Here is a 19,884-nt window from a genome sequence, read left to right as displayed (position 1 = left end):
TGCCGCTGGTCATGCTTTCTGCTGGTCAGCTGCGCGGGGTTCTGTCTTGAAAGGACAAAACCATGGCAAAGCAGCTTGCGTTTAACGACGCTGCCCGCCGGTCTCTTGAAGCCGGCATCGATAAGCTCGCCAACACCGTCAAGGTGACGCTCGGCCCCCGCGGCCGCAACGTCGTCCTGGACAAGAAGTGGGGCGCTCCCACCATCACGAACGACGGCGTCACCATCGCCCGCGAAGTGGAACTTGACGACCCCTACGAGAACCTTGGCGCGCAGCTGGCCAAGGAAGTAGCCACCAAGACCAACGATGTTGCCGGTGACGGCACCACCACGGCAACCGTCCTGGCGCAGGCGCTGGTCAAGGAAGGCCTGCGCAACGTAGCGGCAGGTGCCGCCCCCGGCCAGATCAAGCGCGGCATCGAGGTTTCCGTTGAAGCCGTTGCCGCCCGCCTGCTCGAGAACGCCCGCCCCGTTGAAGGCACCCAGGTGGCCAACGTTGCAGCGATCTCCGCCCAGAGCGACGAGGTTGGCGAACTCCTCGCCGAGGCCTTCGGCAAGGTTGGCAAGGATGGTGTGATCACCATCGAGGAATCCTCCACCACGCAGACCGAACTGGTCCTCACCGAGGGCATGCAGTTCGACAAGGGCTACCTTTCCCCGTACTTCGTCACCGACGCGGAACGCCAGGAAGCAGTCCTCGAGGACGCCCTCATTCTGATCAACCAGGGCAAGATCTCCAGCATCCAGGAATTCCTGCCGCTGCTGGAGAAGGCGCTGCAGAGCTCCAAGCCGCTCTTCATCATCGCCGAAGACGTTGACGGCGAGGCCCTGTCCACGCTGATCGTCAACCGCATCCGCGGCACCCTGAACGTTGTTGCCGTCAAGGCTCCGGGCTTCGGTGACCGCCGCAAGGCCATGCTGCAGGACATCGCCACCCTCACCGGTGCACAGGTTGTTTCCCCGGAACTGGGCCTGAGCCTGGACACCGTTGGCCTTGAGGTGCTGGGTACCGCCCGCCGCATCACGGTCACCAAGGACAACACCACCATCGTTGACGGCGCAGGCTCGGCCGAAGACGTGGCAGCACGCGTAGCCCAGCTCCGCGCCGAGCTGACCCGCACCGATTCCGACTGGGACCGTGAAAAGCTCCAGGAGCGCCTGGCCAAGCTGGCCGGCGGCATCGGTGTCATCAAGGTTGGCGCCGCCACCGAGGTTGAGCTCAAGGAAAAGAAGCACCGCATCGAGGACGCTGTGTCCTCCACCCGCGCTGCCCTTGAAGAAGGCATCGTTGCCGGTGGCGGTTCGGCCCTGATCCACGCCCTGAAGGCACTGGATGAGGACCCCGCCGTCAAGGCACTCGAAGGGGACGCCGCCGCTGCTGTGGGCATCGTCCGCCGCGCCCTGGTCCAGCCGCTGCGCTGGATCGCCCAGAACGCGGGCTTCGACGGCTACGTTGTGACCTCCAAGGTTGCCGACCTGGAAACCAACAACGGCTTCAACGCCAAGTCGGGCGAGTACGAGGACCTGATCGCTGCCGGCGTGATCGACCCCGTCAAGGTCACCCGTGCGGCCCTCCGCAACGCGGCCTCCATCGCTGCCCTGGTTCTCACCACCGAGACCCTTGTCGTCGAAAAGCCGGCCGAAGAAGACGAGCACGCAGGCCACAGCCACTGATCCCTACCGTCTCCCTGACGGCGTGGGTCCAGTCCTGCACGCACAAGAAACCGGTCCAGCATCCGCTGGGCCGGTTTTTTGGTGCGGGAAACGCAGTCGCCTACTTCTTCACGGCGTAACGGACGTGGGTGGCGAACGGTGAACTGACAGCCTTCAGGATCTCCAGGTCGATGTCATGCTCGAAGCCGTCGAACAGGCGCTTGCCGGCGCCCAGGACCACCGGTGCCGTTGACAGCGCCAGTTCGTCCACCAGCCCGGCGGCCAGTGCCTGCCGGATCACGTCCGCGCCGCCGCCAATCGATACGTCCAGGCCGCCGGCCGCTTTGCTGGCCTGTGCAAGGGCTTCCTCCAGCCCGGACACGAACGTGAACCCGGACGAAGCCGCGGGCTGGTCCGCTACACGGTGGGTGAGCACGATCAGCGGCCCGGGGAACGGGTTGGTACCTCCCCACGCTCCCGCCGCGTCATACATCCCCCGCCCAACGATCCCCGCACCCAACCCCGCAACGAGTTCCTCGTAGAATTCCCTGTCCGGGCCGTGCATCGCAAAGTCGTGGCCGCCGTCGTAGGTCCACGGGCCGCCCATCACCCAGTAGTGCAGCCGTTCTCCGCCCCGGCCCAGGCCGTACCTGGGACCGTCGCCGGGGCCGGTGATGTACCCGTCAACCGACGTTGTGATTGCTGCGATGACCTTGGCCATTACGTGCCCTGCGTGGCCGGCATATCCTGCGTCTCCACAACGCCCGCACGCTCGTAGGCCAGCGACACCGCCCCCTTCGGAAAGGTGCGCGCAGGCTCCGCGAGGCGGTAGGTGGCGGGAACGGTCCCGGCGTCGAAGAGGCGCTTGCCCTGGCCCAAAGTAACGGGATAGAGCCAGAGGTGGAGGCGGTCAAGCACCTCTGCCGCCAGCAGTGAACGGATCAGGACGCCGCTGCCGAACATGTGGACCTGTTCGTACTCTTCACGCAGCCGGCCCGCGGCCGTGGCATTGGGCAGGACTGTCGTTCCCGCCCAACAGGGATCGGACAGGGTGCTGGAGACTACGAACTTTGGCACCCGGTTGAGCGCGGCGCCAATGTCGCCGGACTGGTGGGGCCAGTAGGCCGCGAAGATGTCATAGGTCCTGCGGCCCAGAAGCAGGGCGTCCATGCTGCTGATGCCGGCCTCGATGGCCGCTTCCGCCTCGTCGTCGGACACGGGAGCCTGCCAGCCCCCGTGGGCAAAGCCGCCCTCGGTGTCCTCTTCGCGGCCGCCGGGCGCCTGGTACACGCCGTCGAGGGTTATGAACAGGTTCGCGACGATGATTCCCATGCGTCCAGTCTGGAACTCCCGTCCGGAGCTGTCCATAGTGGACGGGCCGGGCGTGGCAGACTGATGCCATGCTGCTCGACGAGCTCGTGAAAACTACGGATACGGTCGCAGCCACGCGCTCCCGGCTCGCGAAGGTGGACGCGTTGGCGGACCTGCTGCGCCGGCTGGAACCAGCGGAAATCGCGACGGCGGTGGGCTTGCTGACCGCCAGGCCGCGCCAGGGCCGGGTGGGGGTGGGATGGCGCGGCATGTCTGCAGCCATGGGGGAGCCGGCCCAGGAACCGGCCCTCACCCTCGCCGACCTCGACGCCGCCTTAGACCGGTTGCTCGCCACCGCGGGGGCCGGGTCTGCGGCGGAGCGCGCCGCGACGCTTCGGACGCTCACGGCGGCGGCTACGGAAAGGGAGCAGGCCTTCATCTCCGGCGTGCTGCTGGGGGAGCTGCGCACCGGTGCGCTTGAGGGGGTGCTGACGGATGCCGTTGCCCGTGCCTCGGACCGGCCCGTCGCCGCCGTACGGCGCGCGGTCATGCTCTCCGGCGACCTCGGCGAAACCGCCCTGCTGGCCATCACGGGCACGGAGGCGCAGCTGGACGCCGTCGGCCTCGTCGTCGGCCGCCCCGTGCAGCCGATGCTCGCTTCCACGGCGGCCAGCGCCGGCGCCGCCCTGGAGGTTACCGGCGAGGCGTCCGTGGAATACAAGCTCGACGGCGCCCGCATCCAGGTGCACCGCGCCGGCAAAGACGTGCGTATCTACACACGCACCCTGGCCGAGGTGACCCACCGCCTGCCCGAGGTGGTGGAGGTGGTGCGCGCACTGCCAGTGCGGGATGTGATCCTTGACGGCGAGACCCTGGCCCTCGATGAGGACGGCGGCCCCCGGCCGTTCCAGGAGACCATGTCCCGGTTCGGCGCGGACGCGGCGCGCACCACCCTCCTGCATCCCTGGTTCTTCGACGTGCTGCACATCGACGGGCGCGACCTCCTGGACGAGCCGCTGTCCACGCGCATAGGCGTTCTTGAGGGCATCGCCCCGGACCACCGGATTCCCGGCCAGATCACGGCAGACCCAAGTGTTGCCGAAAGGGTCTCCCGCGATGCGCTCGCCGCCGGCCACGAGGGCGTGGTGGTGAAGGCGGTGGAATCTGCCTACGCCGCCGGCCGCCGCGGCTCCAACTGGATCAAGGTGAAGCCCGTGCTTACCTACGACCTGGTGGTCCTCGCCTGCGAATGGGGGTCGGGACGGCGCACCGGGCTGCTCTCCAACCTGCATCTTGGAGCATTGGACCCGCACGGGGAGTTCGGTGAACCCGGCGGCTACGTCATGGTGGGCAAAACCTTCAAGGGCCTCACCGACGCGCTGCTGCAGTGGCAGACCGAACGTTTCCAGGAGCTCGAGGTGCGGCGCACGGCGGGCACCGTCTGGGTGGAGCCCGTGACCGTCGTCGAGATCGCGATTGACGGCGTGCAGCAGTCCCCGCGGTATCCCGGTGGCATTGCGCTCCGGTTCGCCCGGGTCAAGCGCTACCGCGATGACAAGCCCGCTGGGGAAGCGGACACCATCCAGACCCTCCGCGCGTTGCTTCGCCCGTAGGTTGTGCCGGTTCGAGGGCGGGCGTACCGTGGCGCTTAAGTACCTCAGCGTCCAGCGCACGGCCCCATCAGTGCGGCTGGACGGGTGGTGTCCGAGGAGGCCGGAGTGTCAACTGAAACGGGCATTGACGAAGGGCGGTCAGCGTTCCGGGAACACCGCTGGACAGACGCTTCCAGGAGCTACGCGGACGCGGACAGGCGCGGCGGACTACCCGCAGCCGACCTTGAGCGTCTGGCAACGGCCGAAATCCTGACCGGCGACATCACAACAGGCCTGGACACCCTCACCCGCGCGCACGAGGAATACCTGATTATCGGCGACATCGCAGGCGCGATGCGGTGCGCGGTGTGGCTGGGCATGCACCTGCTGAACCTTGGCGAAACCGCCCGGAGTGCGGGCTGGTTTGCGAGGGGTAAAGCGTTGGTGGACGAGCTTGATGAACCGGGTCCGGTGGCGGGCTTGCTGCTGTTCCCCGTCGCGCTGGGCAAACTCTACGGCGGCGACGCCGCAGGCGCGCTGCAGCTTTTCACCGAAGCGGGCTCTTTTGCGCGGACGTTCCAGGACAGGGACCTGACGGCGCTGGCCCTTCTGGGAACCGGACAAGCAACGCTGATGCTGGGGCGCACAGACGAGGGCCTGGGAAAGTTCGATGAAGTCATGGTGGCGGTAACAGCGGGGGAGCTGTCACCGGTGCCTTCGGGAATAATCTATTGTGCGGTAATTGGCAATTGCCACCTGGTGTTCGATTTGGAGAGGGCGCTGCAGTGGACAGTGGCACTGGACCGCTGGTGCCGTGCCCGGCCCGACATGGTGGCCTTCAGCGGTCAATGCCAGTCCCACCGTGCCGAGCTCTTCCGGCTGCACGGCGCATGGGCCGAGGCGCGCAAGGCCGCTGCTGTGGCTCAAGGTCTTGCCGGCAGGGGTGATCCCCAAGCGCTGTACGGCGGTTTCTACCAGCAGGGCGAAGTGGAGCGCCTCGCCGGGAAGCTGGACACCGCTGAAGAATGCTACCGGCAGGCCGCACGAAGTGGGTGGGAACCGCAGCCTGGCCTTGCACTCCTCTTGCTGGCCCGCGGACAGGCGCGGCAGGCACAGTCAATGATTCGCCGGGCGGCCGGGATTGCCGATGCTGCCACCCGCTGCCACCTGCTGCCAGCGCTGGTGGACATCGAACTGGCTGCGGGCGATCCCGAGGCCGCGCGGCAGGCTGCCGACGAGCTGGGAATCATTGCCAGGGAGCAGCCCAAAGCCATGCTCCAAGCTTTCGCCAGCCAGGCTGACGGCGGGGTCCGGATCGCCGAAGGCGACGCTGCCGGAGCGTCGCAATCCCTGCGGCGGGCGTGGAGACTGTGGCAGAAGCTGGGCGTTCCATACGAGGCTGCCCGCTGCAGAGCCCTGATCGGCTGTACGTGCCGCTCGCTTGGGGATGAGCCTTCGGCGCTGATGGACTTCGAGGCCGCACATGAGGAATTCCTGGAGCTGGGGGCAGCACCCGCCGCAGCCTGGGCAGCGTCCTTGATGCGCGCAGCCGCCGACGAAGCAGCAGGCGCCGGACCGCTGACCCCCCGGGAAACCGAAGTGCTCCGGCAAGTGGCGTCGGGGAAAGGGAACCGCGCCATCGCGGCAGAGCTCTACCTCAGTGAAAAGACCGTGGCACGCCACATCAGCAATATCTTCCTCAAGCTTGGCCTGTCCTCCAGGGCGGCGGCCACCAGCTACGCCTATGAGCACGGGTTGGCCGGGCAGCCGCCTGCATAGAAATACCCATCTGCCCCGCGGCGAGGGTTTACATGATTCCGTCGACGCGGAGGGGAGGGCCGCGCCCGTAGCCTCAAAACATGAACCTTCCAGTGCTCGCCGGAACCGTGTCGACAGTGCTCTTCGCCGTCGGTATGCTCCCGATGCTTCTGAAGGCTGCACGCACCAAGGACCTTGCGTCGTACAGCCTGGGCAACCTGGTGCTGAGCAACGTGGCCAACGCGGTGCACTCGATCTACGTTTTCAATCTTCCCGCAGGTCCCATTTGGGTCCTCCACCTGGCCTACGTCCTGGCATCCGCCCTGATGCTGGCATGGTGGCTGCTCTACAGGGAAACGGGACACGAAACAGCAGCCAGCACCCCAACAGAAAGTGCGTCGGCCGGCAGCCCAGCTGGAGGGTCCAGCCTCAGGAATCCACTTGCTATAAAAGGAGCACGGTCATGAGCAACAACAATGCGGCCGGCACGCTTGACACCATCATCATCGGCGGCGGGCAGGCCGGGCTGGCCCTGGGCTATTTCATGAAAGGCCACAAACGGAAGTTCCTGATTCTGGACGCCTGCCAAAGGACTGGCGATTCCTGGCGGCAGCGGTGGGATTCGCTCCGGGTGTTCACTCCCGCCAAGTACGACGGACTGCCCGGCGCTCCGTTCCCGGCGGACCTGCTGTCCTTTCCCACCAAGGATGAAGTGGCGGATTACCTCGAATGGTATGCCGCAAAATTTGAATTGCCCGTGAGCCACGGCGTCCGCGTGGAGCGCCTTTGGCGGGAAGGAGACCACTACGTGGCCGCGGCCAACGGCCACCGGTGGGAAGCGCGCAACGTTGTGGTTGCGACAGGCTCCACCCAGGCGCCCGAGGTGCCAGGCTTTGCGGCTGAACTGGCGCCTTCCGTACGGCAATTGCATTCCAGCCAGTACAAGAACCCGCAGCAACTCAAGGAAGGTCCGGTCCTGGTTGTGGGGCTGGGGAACTCGGGGGCTGAGATCGGCCTCGAGGTTTCCAGGACCCGGCCGGCGCTGGTGGCCGGCAAGCCCACAGGCGAAATCCCGGTGAAGCACGGCGAAGCCGCGGCACGTTACGCATTCCCGGTGGTGCGCTTCCTTGGCCTGCACGTGTTGACGCTTGGTTCACCGATTGGCCGCAAGGTGGCGCCGGCAATGAAAGCGCACGCCGAACCGCTGATCAGGACGAAGACGAAGGACCTCGCGGCCGCCGGCGTGCACGTCGTGCCGAGGGTCACCGGGGTTGCTGACGGGATGCCTGTACTGGCGGACGGAACGCGCCTTGAAGTCTCCACCGTGATCTGGTGCACCGGATTCCGTGAGGAATTCAGCTGGATCGATCCGGCCTTGCTCGACGCCGGCGCAATGCCCCGGCAGTGGCGCGGTGTGGCTCTGGATTCGCCAGGGCTGTTCTTCCTGGGGCAGCGGTTCCTTTACGCGGAGGTATCGGACACCCTCCCGGGCCTCGGCCGCGACGCACGCTACCTGGCGGCCAGGATTCCGGCTCCCGCCGCTCACGGAGCCGCGGTGGCAGCCGCCTGAGCCGCGCCGGCGCCGCCGCCTGAGCTGGCGCCTCCTTTGCCGCCCGGACAGCGCCGTGATGCCCGTTACCTTTCCCGGAAAATCCCCCAGGCCTCGGTAGGATTGATGTTTTGCCCGCCGCTGGAAGGTCTTTTTGTGTCGATAGCGAGAACCGCGGCTGCGTCCCGCCCGGTGCCCGAAGCAGCCGCCAAAAGCCGGAAACCGACCTTCCGGCCGGAGGTCCAGGGGCTCCGCGCGCTCGCCGTGCTGATGGTCGTGGCGTACCACGTGTGGCTGGGCCGGGTGTCCGGGGGAGTGGACATCTTCCTGCTGATCTCCGCGTTCCTGCTGACCCTTTCCTTTGTCCGGAAAGCCGAGGCAGGGCGGCCCTTCGGCCTGCTGGCGCATTGGCTGCACCTGTTCAAGCGGCTGCTGCCCGCCGCCGTCGTGGTCATCCTTGGGGTCCTCGCAGGGACGTGGCTGATCCTGCCGCAAAGCCGCTGGCCGCAGGTGCTGGACCAGGCCTGGGCGTCACTGCTGTACAGCCAGAACTGGCTGCTCGCCGACACCGCCGTTGACTACTATGCCCAGGACCACGCCGGAGCCAGCCCGCTGCAGCACTTCTGGTCGCTGTCCATCCAGGGACAGGTGTTCATCCTGTGGCCCCTCATCTTCGCGGGCACCGCCGCGCTGCTGGCGCTGCTGCACCGGGCCCCCGCGCTCAACCGGGTCAGCTACCGCGGCCTGCTGGCACTGGTTTTCGGTACGGTCTTCGCAGTGTCGCTGGCCTATTCCGTGGAGCAGACGGCCGGCAACCAGGCGTATGCCTACTTTGACACCAGGACCCGGCTCTGGGAGTTCGCGCTGGGCTCGCTGCTGGCGCTGGTCCTGCCCTGCCTCAAGCCCGGCCGGGTACTCCGGGTGGTGCTGGGCTGGGCAGGCCTGGCGGCAATGGTCTCCTGCGGCCTGCTGCTCACGGTGGACCGCTCGTTCCCCGGCTTCGTGGCGCTGTGGCCCACGCTGGCGGCCGCGGCCATCATCGTCGCGGGACAATCCGGCAGCCGCTTCGGCGTGGACAGGCTCCTCAGCAGCAGGCCCCTGGTGGCGCTGGGAGACAATTCCTATGCCCTGTACCTCTGGCACTGGCCGGTCCTGGTATTCGCCCTTGCGGCCACCGGTGTGGAGGCACCCAACCTGGCCCAGGGCCTGGGTGTCGTGGGCGCCTCCATCGTGCTTGCCGTCCTCACCACGCGCTTCGTTGAAAGACCCCTGCGTGACTGGCACTGGCCGCAGCGGCGGGCCTGGCGCACCGCCGTCGTTGTTGCCGCCTGCGGCGCACTCCTTGCCGGACCCGTGGCCATCTGGCAGACCACGCTCACCGCAGAGGAAAGCGCGACGGCGGCACAGCCGCGGGAACTCACGCCGGGGGCCGCCGCCCTCAGCCCGGAGAACGCCCCGGTGCCGGCCCCGGATGCAAGGATCATCCCCGGCCCCTCGGCACTGGACAACGACTGGGCCGGAATCCACGCACCCTGCACCGGCGCCAACGCCACCAGCAACCCCATCCTCGAAGGGTGCCGGCAGGAGGTTCCGGAGGGTGGGGTGACCAAGCGCATTGTGGTCCTGGGGGACTCCCACTCCCAGCAGTACCTGGGTGCGCTGGCGCCGATAGCCGCCGGGCGCGGCTGGGAACTGGTGACGCTGTTGATGCCGGCGTGCCGCTTCGGGGCGGAGTCGGCAGCACGGAATGCCGAATGCAACGCCTACAACCGGGCCAGCGCCGCCTACGTCCTGGAGCACCAGCCGGACGCAGTGTTCACGGTGGCCTCACTGACCCATGAGGAAGCCCCGTTCGAAACCGAGGTCCCGGGGTACCTGGAAGGGGTCCGGCCCTTTGCTGATGCCGGAATCGAGATCATCGGCATCCGGGACAACCCCCGCTTTACGTTCAACATGCCTGAATGCATCCAGCGCAACGGGCCGGACGCCCCGGAGTGCAGCGTGTCCTTGGCGGAGTCCCTGGTGGAACCATCCCCGCTGGAAAGCTACCGGGGCAAACTGGCCGGCCTGCACCTGATGGACCTCAGCGACTTCATCTGCGCGCGGGGGAAATGTCCCGGTGTGGTGGGCAACGTGTACGTCTACAAGGACGACAACCACCTCACGCGGACCTACGTGGAAAGCATGATTCCCATGTTCGAACAGCGCCTGCTGGCCGCCACCGGCTGGAGCTGACAGCCTCGAACCATGCACCGCCCGCGCTGCGGGCGTGCGGTTGCTCACATTGCACGCGTGGAATAGGGGGATCGGCGCTGAGGTTCTAATATTTACTCAATACTTCCGGCCTCCGGGTCCCCGCCTGCCGCGGCGGTCCCGGAACATTTCCTGCACAGGCCAGTCCCGTAATGACGGGCTGGTCATCAGCTGCAACCCCTACCCGTCCAGCTACCAAGGTAAGAGGCGCACTCATGACCGAGCCCGAACACAACCCCTTTGGCTTCATCGGCCTGACCTACGACGACGTGCTGCTCCTGCCGGGCCACACGGACGTTATCCCGTCCGACGCCGACACGTCCTCGCGGATTTCCAAGCGTATTTCGGTCCACACGCCGCTGCTGTCCGCCGCCATGGACACTGTCACCGAATCCCGGATGGCAATCGCCATGGCACGCCAGGGCGGCCTGGGCGTCATCCACCGCAACCTGTCCATCCAGGACCAGGCGGACCAGGTGGACCGGGTCAAGCGCAGCGAGTCCGGAATGATCACCAACCCGCTGACCATCGGCCCGCAGGCCACGCTCGCTGAGCTGGATGAGATCTGCTCGCAGTACCGCGTCTCCGGCCTGCCCGTGGTAGATGAGGACATGCGCCTGCTCGGCATCGTCACCAACCGCGACACCCGCTTCGTCCCCGAGTCCGACTTCCCGCTGCGGCTGGTCAGCGACGTCATGACCAAGATGCCCCTGGTCACGGGACATGTGGGGATCAGCCGTGAGGAAGCCTCGCACAAGCTCGCCACCAACAAGATCGAGAAGCTTCCCCTGGTGGACGAGCAGGGCCGGCTCAAGGGTCTGATCACCACCAAGGACTTCACCAAGGCTGAGCAGTACCCGCTGGCAACCAAGGACGATGAAGGCCGCCTCCGCGTGGGCGCTGCCATCGGCTTCTTCGGGGACGGCTGGGACCGCGCCATGGCACTGGTGGACGCCGGCGTCGACGCCCTGTTCGTGGACACCGCCAACGGCCACTCGCAGGGCGTGCTGGACATGATCCGCCGCCTCAAATCCGATCCCGTGGCCGCACACGTGGACATCATCGGCGGCCAGGCCGCCACCCGCGAAGGCGCCCAGGCCCTGATCGACGCCGGTGCCGACGGCATCAAGGTGGGCGTGGGACCGGGCTCCATCTGCACCACCCGTGTAGTGGCCGGCGTGGGCGTCCCGCAGATCACCGCCATCTACGAATCCGCCAAGGCAGCGATCCCCGCCGGTGTTCCCCTCATTGCCGACGGCGGCCTGCAGTACTCCGGCGACATCGGCAAGGCGCTCGTGGCGGGTGCCGACACCGTGATGCTCGGCTCCCTGCTGGCCGGCTGCGACGAATCGCCGGGTGAGCTGATTTTCGTCAACGGCAAGCAGTTCAAGTCCTACCGCGGCATGGGCTCCCTGGGTGCCATGCAGTCCCGCGGCAAGAACACGTCCTACTCGAAGGACCGCTACTTCCAGGCCGACGTCTCCGGCGATGACAAGCTCATCCCCGAAGGCATCGAGGGCCGGGTGGCCTACCGCGGTCCGCTGTCCTCCGTGGCCTATCAGCTGGTGGGCGGCCTGCGCCAGACCATGTTCTACACCGGAGCGCCCACCGTGGCCGAGCTGAAGGCTCGCGGCAAGTTCGTCCGGATCACCCCGGCCGGCCTGAAGGAATCGCACCCGCACGATATCCAGATGACCGTCGAGGCGCCGAACTACGGTTCCCGCTAAACGAAAATCAAGCCAGTCCCGCAGGCCATGGAGTCCACGCTCCATGGCCTGCGGTGTCTGTACTCACCACTAGGCTGAAATCATGCCCCCACCAGGCCATCCGGCCGAATTAAGCCCCAAAAGGGAACCCCAGCGCCGCCTGGCCCTCCGGCCCTACACCCGCGCTGTGGCGCAGGTCCTGCGGGTCAGCTTCCGGGCATCGCCGGGGGCCGTGGTCATGAAGGTCCTCGGTTCGTTGATCTCGGCCGTGCTTCCGCTGGTGACCACGTACTTTGCTGCCCTCACCACCACGGCGCTGGCTGCAGCCTACGCAGGTGATACTGCGGCCGGGCAGGTAGCCATTGTCTATGTCATCATCACCGCCGCTTTAGGACTCTTCTGGGGCGCCTTCACCAGCGTGGACAGGTACATCCAGCAGCTGATGAGCTTCAAGGTGGGAGCCATCGTGGGGGACCAGATGTACGAGCGGTTCCTGGCCCTGGAATTCTGGCGGTACGACGACAAAGAAACCGTGGACCTGTATGACCGCGCCAAGCGGTTCTCCGACTCCTACGCGCGGGTGCTTGACCGGATCGCTGCGATCTTCACCCAGCTCGTCTCGGTGATCCTGGCCGTGGGCGCCCTGTTGCTGGTCAGCTGGTGGATTGCGGTGATCGTCCTGGTGGCCATCGTGCCGAGCGTCTACCTGCAGTTCAAACTGTCCCGGGAGCAGATAGCGCACTGGAACACGCAAGTGGATTCACGCCGCCAGCGCCGGATGATCGAGACCAACCTCCTGCGGCCGCAGCACATCGCCGAGATGCGGCTCTACGGCATCGTGGGTTTCCTGATGGACCTCCGCTCCCGCCTCCGTGACGCGGACGAGCGCCGCCGCCTTGATTACCAGCGGCGGTACATCCCCAAACAGCTTGCCGCGGATGCCCTCCAGTACGGTGCGGAAGTGGTCTCGCTGATCTGGGTGGTGGGCCAGATCATCGCCCGCGCTCAGCCGGTGGGGCAGTTCCTCTACGTGCAGCAGATTGTCAGCCGGGCACTGTCTACGGCGAACAACCTGGTTTCCTCCCTCAGCTCCATCGACGAGGACCTGGCCAACCTCAAGGACTATGAGCTGTTCATGGCCATGCCCGTGCATTCAATGCACGCCCCGCCGTTGCTGCAGTCGCCAAAAACCGTTGAACTGCAGGACATCCGGTTCAGCTACACGGGCAGCGACGTGGAAGTCATCCGGGGGATCAGCCTGACTATCCGTGAAGGCCAGCACATCGCCATCGTGGGGGAGAACGGCGCCGGCAAGTCCACGCTGATCAGGATCCTCGCCGGGCTGTACCGTCCGGACTCGGGACAGGTAATGCTCGACGGCGTGGACCTCGCCGCCGTGGACGTCACCTCCTGGCACCGGCACCTGGCGGTTCTGAGCCAGGAGTTCCTGAAATACGAATTCGCCACTGCGGCAGAGAACATCTATTTTGGCGACGTTGACTCACCCCGTGACGACGCACGGATCCGAAGGGCCGCAGCAGATGCCGAGGCCCTGGACTTCATCAACAAACTCCCCAACGGCCTGGACAACCACGTCAGCAACTGGATGGAGGACCCCCGGGGCCGCAAGGGCAGCGGACTCTCGGGCGGCCAGTGGCAGCGGCTGGCCATGGCCCGCAACTTTTACCGCGACGCGTCCTTCATGGTGATGGACGAACCAACGTCGGCCATCGATGCCCTCGCCGAGCACCGCATCTTCACCCGCCTCTTCGCCGACCGCAGCAGCACCATCATCGCTATCAGCCACCGGCTCGCCACCATCGAAAAGGCGGACATCGTGTACATGCTGGAGGACGGCAGGATCGTGGAACAGGGGACCCACAAAGAACTGGTGGCACTCCGCGGCCGGTACTTCAGGATGTTCGAATCCCAGCTCAGCGTGGACGAGGCCGGGCCGGTATAGGCAGCTGCTGCTGAAACCATCTCACTTTCCCTGCCCCCGCGATGGGGACTTGTCCCCGGCACCGCCACTTTCCACCACGGTGGTGCGGACCCGGGCCAGGCTTGGCCGGGGCGGGACGCTGCTGAATCCAAATGTCACCGCCGGCCGGATGGGGGCCAAGGCCCCGGCGTCGACCTCGTCCCAGCTGACGACGGCAGAGGTGATGTTGTGCAGGTCGCTCACCCCGTAATATTCGCGCCGGCCGCTGCCCGCGGTGCCGGAGGTCCGGGACCCGCTGCTCAGGACCCCGGCAACCGGGCTGATGGCATGCAGCCAGCCGGGGTGCACGGCGACGCGCCGGGGGACTGCCCTGAGCATCCTGCCCAGGAGGGCCCGTCCGCCTAGACGGGCGCTGATCGTCAGGGGACCGGCGTCGACCTCCAGTGTCCTGTGGCCCAGCCGCGCCGACAGCTCAACCTCCGTGACGTCGTCGAAGGCGTAGGTGGCGGCGATGAAGTCCGCCACTTCCCGGTTCGGGGCCAGGAGCTGCCGGTGCCCGGAGGCGTGCTGGACCATGACGTCGGCAAAGGGCCCGAAGGGCGACTCCTGCCAGATGCCCACCACGGCGCGAAGGCCAGAGGCTGTGCCGATGCCGGCAATGTGCCCGTCGAAAATCCACTGCCTGCCCATCAGGTCACCTCACAGCGGCCCGTAGCCGGCGTTGCCGTGGGGATCGCGCCAGACGGCCAGGTCCTGTTCCACAGCCCTGCGGAGTTCCGGGTTGGACTGGACCCGCAGCCGGAATGACTCCCGGGCGCGTCCCAGCACTGCCGACGGGACCACGATGCAGGCCACCAGGAGAGCCACAACAAGCAGGTAGACACCAACAAGGGAAACGGTTGTGCCTTGTTCCGCGGCCGTCGGAAGTACCATAACCATGGCCGCGCCAATGAGGCCGGCCAGTCCGGCCACCATGGCGATGCCGCCCCGGGCGTTACCAGGGCCTCGTGTGACAAGCAGCTTGTTCGTGTTGGGAAGCCTGCTGCGGACCCGCTTCCACGAGGTCAGGCCCAGCACCATGAGGGCGGTACCCAGTGGGCCGAGCACCAGCACAGCGGCAGGGTTTCCTGACACGGCTGAGAAGAACGAACCCGTCAGGACCAGGACGGGTCCGCCGGCGATCGCGCTGCTCCAGCCTGCCGCCAAGGTGCCCTGGGCATCGGCCAGTTGCCGTAACCGGGATGGCGCGTTTGGAGGGCTCACCCGGGCCAGGTCCGGGGAAAGCCAGTGCTCAAGGGAGTACGCGGGCAGGTTCGCGGGGAAAGGAACGGAATGTGTCATGCCGTCTGGAGGCCCAAACCCTGGCGCAGGCGCTCTTCCAGCTCCTCCGGCCGCAGCGCAGCAGGGACAGGCCGGTCGTTGTCGCCGTTGACGATTTCCAGGGAACCATCCGCTTCGGCCTTGATGTGGACGGAGTGGAAGGTGCCGTCCGCAACGTGCCGCCGCAGCGTGCCCGCCGCGGGCCGCCCATCAGGCGCGGTATCCAGGTAGAAGCCCACCATCGCGACGGCGGTGGTGAACATGCCGTCAGCATCGGTCAGGGGACGCAGTTCGTGGACGCCGTATTTGCTGAGGCTGAGGAGCAGGGCGCCGTTGCCCGATCCGAACAGGAAGTAGACATGCTCGGCCTTCGGCGTCACCAGGGCGACCTCCAGCCAGGCATCCGAGTCCGCCAGGACGGCTGCAACGCCGGCGGCAGGACCCACCGGCAGGAGGGATTCCCCTTCAACTTTCATGAGCCCCCGTTCCAGGAGGGTCGCCACACCGGCCTGTTCGAGGGGTGCGCCGGCAGCGTGGTCAAGCCTGAACAGGCTCTGGCATTTGATCGCCCCGGTGGTTCCTGCCAGGGCGATCAGGGCGATGAGTTCGTGTTCGGTGATGGGCAGTGGTGCGTCTTCTTGATTGGTCACAGCAGCCTTTGGGTCGACAGGTCTCGGTTTTTATTCTAGGGAAGCCGGGGTGTCATGTGATCCAGCCCCAGACCTTCTTGGCACCGTCAGCCACGGCATCGACGGTCTCCCTGGCGGCGTCGGACACAGCGTCGACGGTATTCCTGGCTGCATCTGCGACCATCTCGGAGGCTGAGCCATAGCCAAGCTTCGAAGCAAGGAGGCCCATACCGCCCCAGGCGATGCCAGCGACAGCGAAGAATGGGCCGGCCCCCGGGATGAAGCTTCCCGCCGCCAGGACCGTGGAGATCCCGCCATCAATCGCCATCCCGGTGTTGCCGGTGGCAGCGCCTTGCACGATTTGGAGTGCGCCGGTCGCGATGCCCAAGCCACCGGAAAGGCGTCCCAGCATGGAAGTGCCGTTCAGGAGCTGTGTTCCACGGACATACCCAACTCCGGGGACCTGGGCGTACTGCGCGGTCAGCCAGGGCCAGTTGGTCAGTTTCGTGAGGAGGTCGCCTTTGGCCATCGTGGCCAGGAGACTGTCCGTATATAGGCCTGCCCCGGTTACGGCGGCGTTGGCAGCCCACCACTCCGGGCTGCCGGCAACGGAGAGGATGCCTTCAAGCCCGGTATTTGAGGCTGCCTCCGGAGCTCCCGGCCCTGCCGGACTGGTGGTGCCTCCCGGTCCGGAACCGGCCCTGCCCCCGCTTGTGCTGGCAGTCTCTTGTTCATCCGCCTGAGTCAGGAGGGTCCGTGAGGCGTCGATCAGCGACTGGGACGCCTTGTTCAGCATCGGGCGCAGGTTGCTGCTCCACTCGCGGCGGAACTGTCCCGCGTCGTTGCCTTTCCAAGCGCTGTTTGAGATCAGGCTGCTGACCTGTCGCTCCGTGTTCAGCAGGTGCTGCCCGGACTGCCCCATGGATTTGGACAAGGACCGCAGCTGCTCAATGTCGGCACCGTAAAGGCCAGGGGCCATGGTTGTTCTCCTTGGGATCGGGCACGGGAGCGTCACCGAAGCCCCCCGGCCCTAGGCTACGGGCTTCTGCGGGCCGCTGCCATGGGTACCGCTGCCCATTCTGCTGCCGGACCTGTTCCGGAGGCCGGGGCGGGCAGCGACCCGTGCAGGTCCGCTGGACGGTGCCGTGGCTGGGATAACCTAGAGCAGTGACTTACGAGATCGAGATTGGCCGTGGCAAGCGTGGGCGTCGTGCCTACTCCCTGGATGACATTGCAATCGTCCCTAACCGTCGTACCCGCGACCCCAAGGACGTCTCCGTCTCCTGGCAGATTGACGCCTACAAGTTCGACATGCCGGTCATTGCGGCGCCCATGGACTCAGCCATGTCCCCACAGACGGCTATCGCGCTGGGCCGGCTCGGCGGCCTCGGCGTGCTGGACCTCGAGGGCCTGTGGACCCGGTACGAGGACCCGCAGCCCATCCTGGACGAAATCGGCGCCCTGGAGGATGAAACCAACAGCCCGGCCGTGACCGGACGGATGCAGGAGCTGTACAAGGCGCCCATCCAGCCTGAGCTGATCACCTCCCGCCTGGCCGAGATCCGCGAGGCCGGAGTGACGGTGGCAGGATCGCTGACCCCGCAGCGCACGCAGGAGCACTACAAGACCGTGGTGGCCGCCGGCGTCGACATCTTTGTGATCCGCGGCACCACCGTGTCCGCCGAGCACGTCTCCAAGGACCATGAACCGCTGAACCTCAAGCAGTTCATCTACGAACTGGACGTTCCCGTCATCGTGGGCGGCGCGGCCGGCTACACGCCCGCGCTGCACCTCATGCGCACCGGCGCCGCCGGCGTGCTGGTGGGCTTCGGCGGGGGCGCCACCACCACCACCCGCCGCGCCTTGGGCATCCATTCGCCCATGGCGTCCGCAATTTCCGACGTCGCTGCCGCGCGGCGGGACTACATGGACGAGTCCGGCGGGCGGTACGTGCATGTCATTGCCGACGGCGGCATGGGCACCTCGGGCGACATCGTCAAGGCGATCGCCATGGGAGCCGACGCCGTCATGCTCGGCAGCGCACTGGCGCGGGCCGAAGAGGCACCGGGCAAGGGCTGGCACTGGGGCCAGGAGGCCCACCACCTGGAGCTTCCCCGCGGAGACCGGGCCAACGTCGGCACCGTGGGACCGCTGGAGGAAGTCCTGTTCGGGCCGGGCCACCACACCAACGGAACCTCCAACCTCATTGGCGCGCTGCGCCGCTCCATGGCGACCACCGGATACTCGGACCTGAAGGAATTCCAGCGGGTCGACGTCGTGGTTTCCCCGTACTCCGGAAACTGACGCACTCCCCTTGGAACCGGGAGGGTGGCGGCGGTATCCCGCCGCTGCCCTCCTGCCCAAGCGTGCCGCAAGCAAGTAGGGTGGTTTTACTACCGGCACTTGAGGCACTGGAGGCGTTCAATGAAGAATTTTCCTGTTAACGGCGGGGCCCTCGGCCCGGAAGCCAGGGAAGCATCCATCCAACGGCTCCGCGCCACGGCGGACCCCGGCCAGGAACTGGACATCCTCATCGTTGGCGGCGGCATCGTCGGCACCGGGGCAGCACTGGACGCTGTCACCCGCGGCCTCAGCGTCGGCATCGTCGAAGCGAACGACTGGGCTGCCGGCACGTCCTCCCGGTCCTCGAAGCTCATCCACGGCGGCCTCCGCTACCTGGAGATGCTCGATTTCGGCCTCGTGAAGGAGGCGCTGCAGGAGCGCGGGCTGCTGCTCTCCGAACTCGCGCCCCACTTGGCCCGGCCCGTGCCCTTCCTGTACCCGCTGACGAAACCCTTCATCGAGCGGCCGTATGTGGGAGCCGGCATCGCACTGTACGACGCCATGTCCGTCTCCAGCGGGCACAGCAGGGGAGTGCCGTTCCACAAGCATCTCAGCCGCAGGGGCACCCTGCGCGCTGCCCCCAGCCTCAAGAACGATGCGTTCGTGGGCTCCATCCGGTACTACGACGGCCAGGTGGATGACGCGAAGTACTGCGCCAACCTGGTCCGTACCGCCGCCTACTACGGTGCCCACGCCGTCAACCAGATGAAGGTGGTGGACTTCCTCCGCGAAGGTGAGCGGGTGGTCGGGGCAAAGGTGGTCAACCACGAAGACGGGACGCAGTTCAACATCCGCGCCAAGCAGGTCATCAACGCCACCGGGGTGTGGACGGACGAAACCCAGGCCATGGTGACCGATCGCGGCCAGTTGAAGGTCCGTGCCTCCAAGGGCATCCACCTGGTGGTGCCGCGGGACCGTTTCCAGTCCACTGTCGGCCTGATCCTGCGCACCGAAAAGTCGGTGCTGTTCGTCATTCCGTGGGGCCGGCACTGGATCATCGGCACCACGGACACCGACTGGAACCTGGACAAGGCCCACCCGGCTGCCTCCAGCAAGGACATCGACTACATCCTGGAACACGTCAACAAGGTCCTCAAGCGTCCGCTGACCCGCGAGGACGTCGAGGGCGTCTACGCCGGCCTGCGTCCGCTGCTGGCCGGGGAAAACGACTCCACCGCCAAACTGTCCCGCGAACACGTGGTGGCCCACCCCGTTCCGGGCCTTGTGGTGGTGGCCGGCGGCAAGTGGACCACCTACCGGGTCATGGCCAAGGACGCGGTGGATGAAGCCACCCGCACCATGGATGAGCGGGTTCCGCCCAGCTGCACGGAAACCATTCCCCTGCTCGGTGCCAGCGGGTTCAGGGCAGCCTGGAACCGCCGCAACCGTACCGCTGAGGAATCCGGGGTGCACGTTGCCCGGATTGAGCACCTGCTGAACCGCTACGGCTCCATGACCTCCGAGGTGCTGGCCATCATCGAGGAAAATCCAGCCCTCGCTGAACCCCTGCCGGGCGCCGACGACTACCTCCAGGCAGAAGCCGTCTACGCCGCAACCCATGAGGGTGCCCGCCACGTCCATGACGTGCTGACGCGGAGGACACGGATTTCCATCGAGGCCTGGGACCGCGGCGTGTCCGCCGTGCCTGTTGTCGCTAAACTAATGGGTGACGTCCTTGGCTGGAGTGACGCCCAGCGTGAAAACGAGGTGCGGCACTACATTGCACGGGTGGAGGCCGAACGCCTCAGCCAGCAACAGCCGGACGACGAATCCGCAGACGCCGCCCGCCTGGGCGTGGAAGACATCGTGCCCCTGCGCTGAGGGATTCA

Annotated in this window: 16 protein-coding genes; 10 read left to right on the top strand and 6 right to left on the bottom strand. The window is 66.6% G+C overall.

Going from position 1 to position 19,884, the window contains the following annotated elements; all coding sequences use genetic code 11:
• Positions 1-62: 62 nt before the first annotated feature.
• Positions 63-1,673, top strand: a complete 1,611-nt coding sequence (gene groL, locus ABRP28_RS08945; protein ID WP_350001979.1) for a chaperonin GroEL — start codon at positions 63-65, stop codon at positions 1,671-1,673.
• Positions 1,674-1,773: 100 nt separating this feature from the next.
• On the opposite strand, the gene ABRP28_RS08940 is transcribed toward groL, so the two are convergent.
• Together ABRP28_RS08940 and ABRP28_RS08935 are read right to left on the bottom strand one after the other, a co-directional pair.
• Complete coding sequence (locus ABRP28_RS08940; RefSeq protein ID WP_350001978.1) at positions 1,774-2,373, bottom strand: dihydrofolate reductase family protein; 600 nt, start codon at positions 2,371-2,373, stop codon at positions 1,774-1,776.
• Positions 2,373-2,984 (bottom strand): dihydrofolate reductase family protein, encoded by a 612-nt coding sequence (locus ABRP28_RS08935; RefSeq protein ID WP_350001976.1) that lies wholly within the window; start codon positions 2,982-2,984, stop codon positions 2,373-2,375. Before ABRP28_RS08935 ends, ABRP28_RS08940 begins: the two co-directional genes overlap by 1 nt.
• A gap of 68 nt (positions 2,985-3,052) precedes the next feature.
• On the opposite strand from ABRP28_RS08935, the gene ABRP28_RS08930 reads away from it, so the two are divergent.
• The 7 genes from ABRP28_RS08930 (at position 3,053) to ABRP28_RS08900 (ending at position 13,784) form a co-directional block, all read left to right on the top strand.
• The gene (locus ABRP28_RS08930) at positions 3,053-4,576 is read left to right on the top strand and encodes an ATP-dependent DNA ligase (protein WP_350001975.1); all 1,524 of its coding nucleotides are present in this window, start codon (positions 3,053-3,055) and stop codon (positions 4,574-4,576) included.
• Between the two features lie 105 nt (positions 4,577-4,681).
• Positions 4,682-6,334, top strand: coding sequence for a response regulator transcription factor (locus ABRP28_RS08925; protein WP_350001973.1), 1,653 nt, complete (start codon positions 4,682-4,684; stop codon positions 6,332-6,334).
• 80 nt (positions 6,335-6,414) lie between these two features.
• Positions 6,415-6,780, top strand: coding sequence for a hypothetical protein (locus tag ABRP28_RS08920; protein WP_350001971.1), 366 nt, complete (start codon positions 6,415-6,417; stop codon positions 6,778-6,780).
• Positions 6,777-7,883 carry an NAD(P)-binding domain-containing protein gene (locus ABRP28_RS08915; RefSeq protein WP_350001970.1) on the top strand — a complete coding sequence of 369 codons (1,107 nt, stop codon included), beginning with the start codon at positions 6,777-6,779 and terminating at the stop codon, positions 7,881-7,883. Before ABRP28_RS08920 ends, ABRP28_RS08915 begins: the two co-directional genes overlap by 4 nt.
• A gap of 105 nt (positions 7,884-7,988) precedes the next feature.
• Positions 7,989-10,097, top strand: coding sequence for an acyltransferase family protein (locus ABRP28_RS08910; RefSeq protein WP_374152959.1), 2,109 nt, complete (start codon positions 7,989-7,991; stop codon positions 10,095-10,097).
• 233 nt (positions 10,098-10,330) lie between these two features.
• Entirely contained in the window at positions 10,331-11,842 is a 1,512-nt protein-coding gene (guaB, locus tag ABRP28_RS08905; protein ID WP_350001968.1) for an IMP dehydrogenase, read from the top strand.
• Between the two features lie 82 nt (positions 11,843-11,924).
• Entirely contained in the window at positions 11,925-13,784 is a 1,860-nt protein-coding gene (locus ABRP28_RS08900) for an ABC transporter ATP-binding protein (RefSeq protein ID WP_350001966.1), read from the top strand.
• 21 nt (positions 13,785-13,805) lie between these two features.
• Here the strand turns inward: ABRP28_RS08900 and ABRP28_RS08895 are convergent, their stop codons facing one another.
• The 4 genes from ABRP28_RS08895 to ABRP28_RS08880 are packed head-to-tail and all read right to left on the bottom strand — an operon-like array spanning position 13,806 to position 16,691.
• Entirely contained in the window at positions 13,806-14,453 is a 648-nt protein-coding gene (locus tag ABRP28_RS08895) for a hypothetical protein (protein WP_350001964.1), read from the bottom strand.
• Between the two features lie 9 nt (positions 14,454-14,462).
• On the bottom strand, positions 14,463-15,104 hold the full coding sequence (locus ABRP28_RS08890) for a hypothetical protein (protein ID WP_350001963.1): 642 nt from the start codon (positions 15,102-15,104) through the stop codon (positions 14,463-14,465).
• Positions 15,101-15,733, bottom strand: coding sequence for a hypothetical protein (locus ABRP28_RS08885; protein WP_350001962.1), 633 nt, complete (start codon positions 15,731-15,733; stop codon positions 15,101-15,103). The genes ABRP28_RS08890 and ABRP28_RS08885 overlap by 4 nt, the downstream gene beginning before the upstream one ends.
• Before the next feature lie 52 nt (positions 15,734-15,785).
• A complete protein-coding gene (locus ABRP28_RS08880) occupies positions 15,786-16,691 on the bottom strand; it encodes a hypothetical protein (RefSeq protein ID WP_350001960.1) in 906 nt (301 codons plus the stop codon).
• Positions 16,692-16,879: 188 nt separating this feature from the next.
• On the opposite strand from ABRP28_RS08880, the gene ABRP28_RS08875 reads away from it, so the two are divergent.
• Together ABRP28_RS08875 and ABRP28_RS08870 are read left to right on the top strand one after the other, a co-directional pair.
• Positions 16,880-18,016: a GuaB3 family IMP dehydrogenase-related protein gene (locus ABRP28_RS08875; protein ID WP_066277663.1), complete on the top strand. Its 1,137-nt coding sequence runs from the start codon at positions 16,880-16,882 to the stop codon at positions 18,014-18,016.
• A 120-nt stretch (positions 18,017-18,136) separates the two neighbouring features.
• Positions 18,137-19,876 carry a glycerol-3-phosphate dehydrogenase/oxidase gene (locus ABRP28_RS08870; RefSeq protein ID WP_350001958.1) on the top strand — a complete coding sequence of 580 codons (1,740 nt, stop codon included), beginning with the start codon at positions 18,137-18,139 and terminating at the stop codon, positions 19,874-19,876.
• Positions 19,877-19,884 lie beyond the last annotated feature (8 nt).

The organism is Pseudarthrobacter sp. WHRI 8279 (assembly GCF_040224115.2).
Classification (GTDB): domain Bacteria; phylum Actinomycetota; class Actinomycetes; order Actinomycetales; family Micrococcaceae; genus Arthrobacter.
Note: the sequence above shows the minus strand (reverse complement) of the source record. Positions and strands in the feature narration are given on the sequence as shown.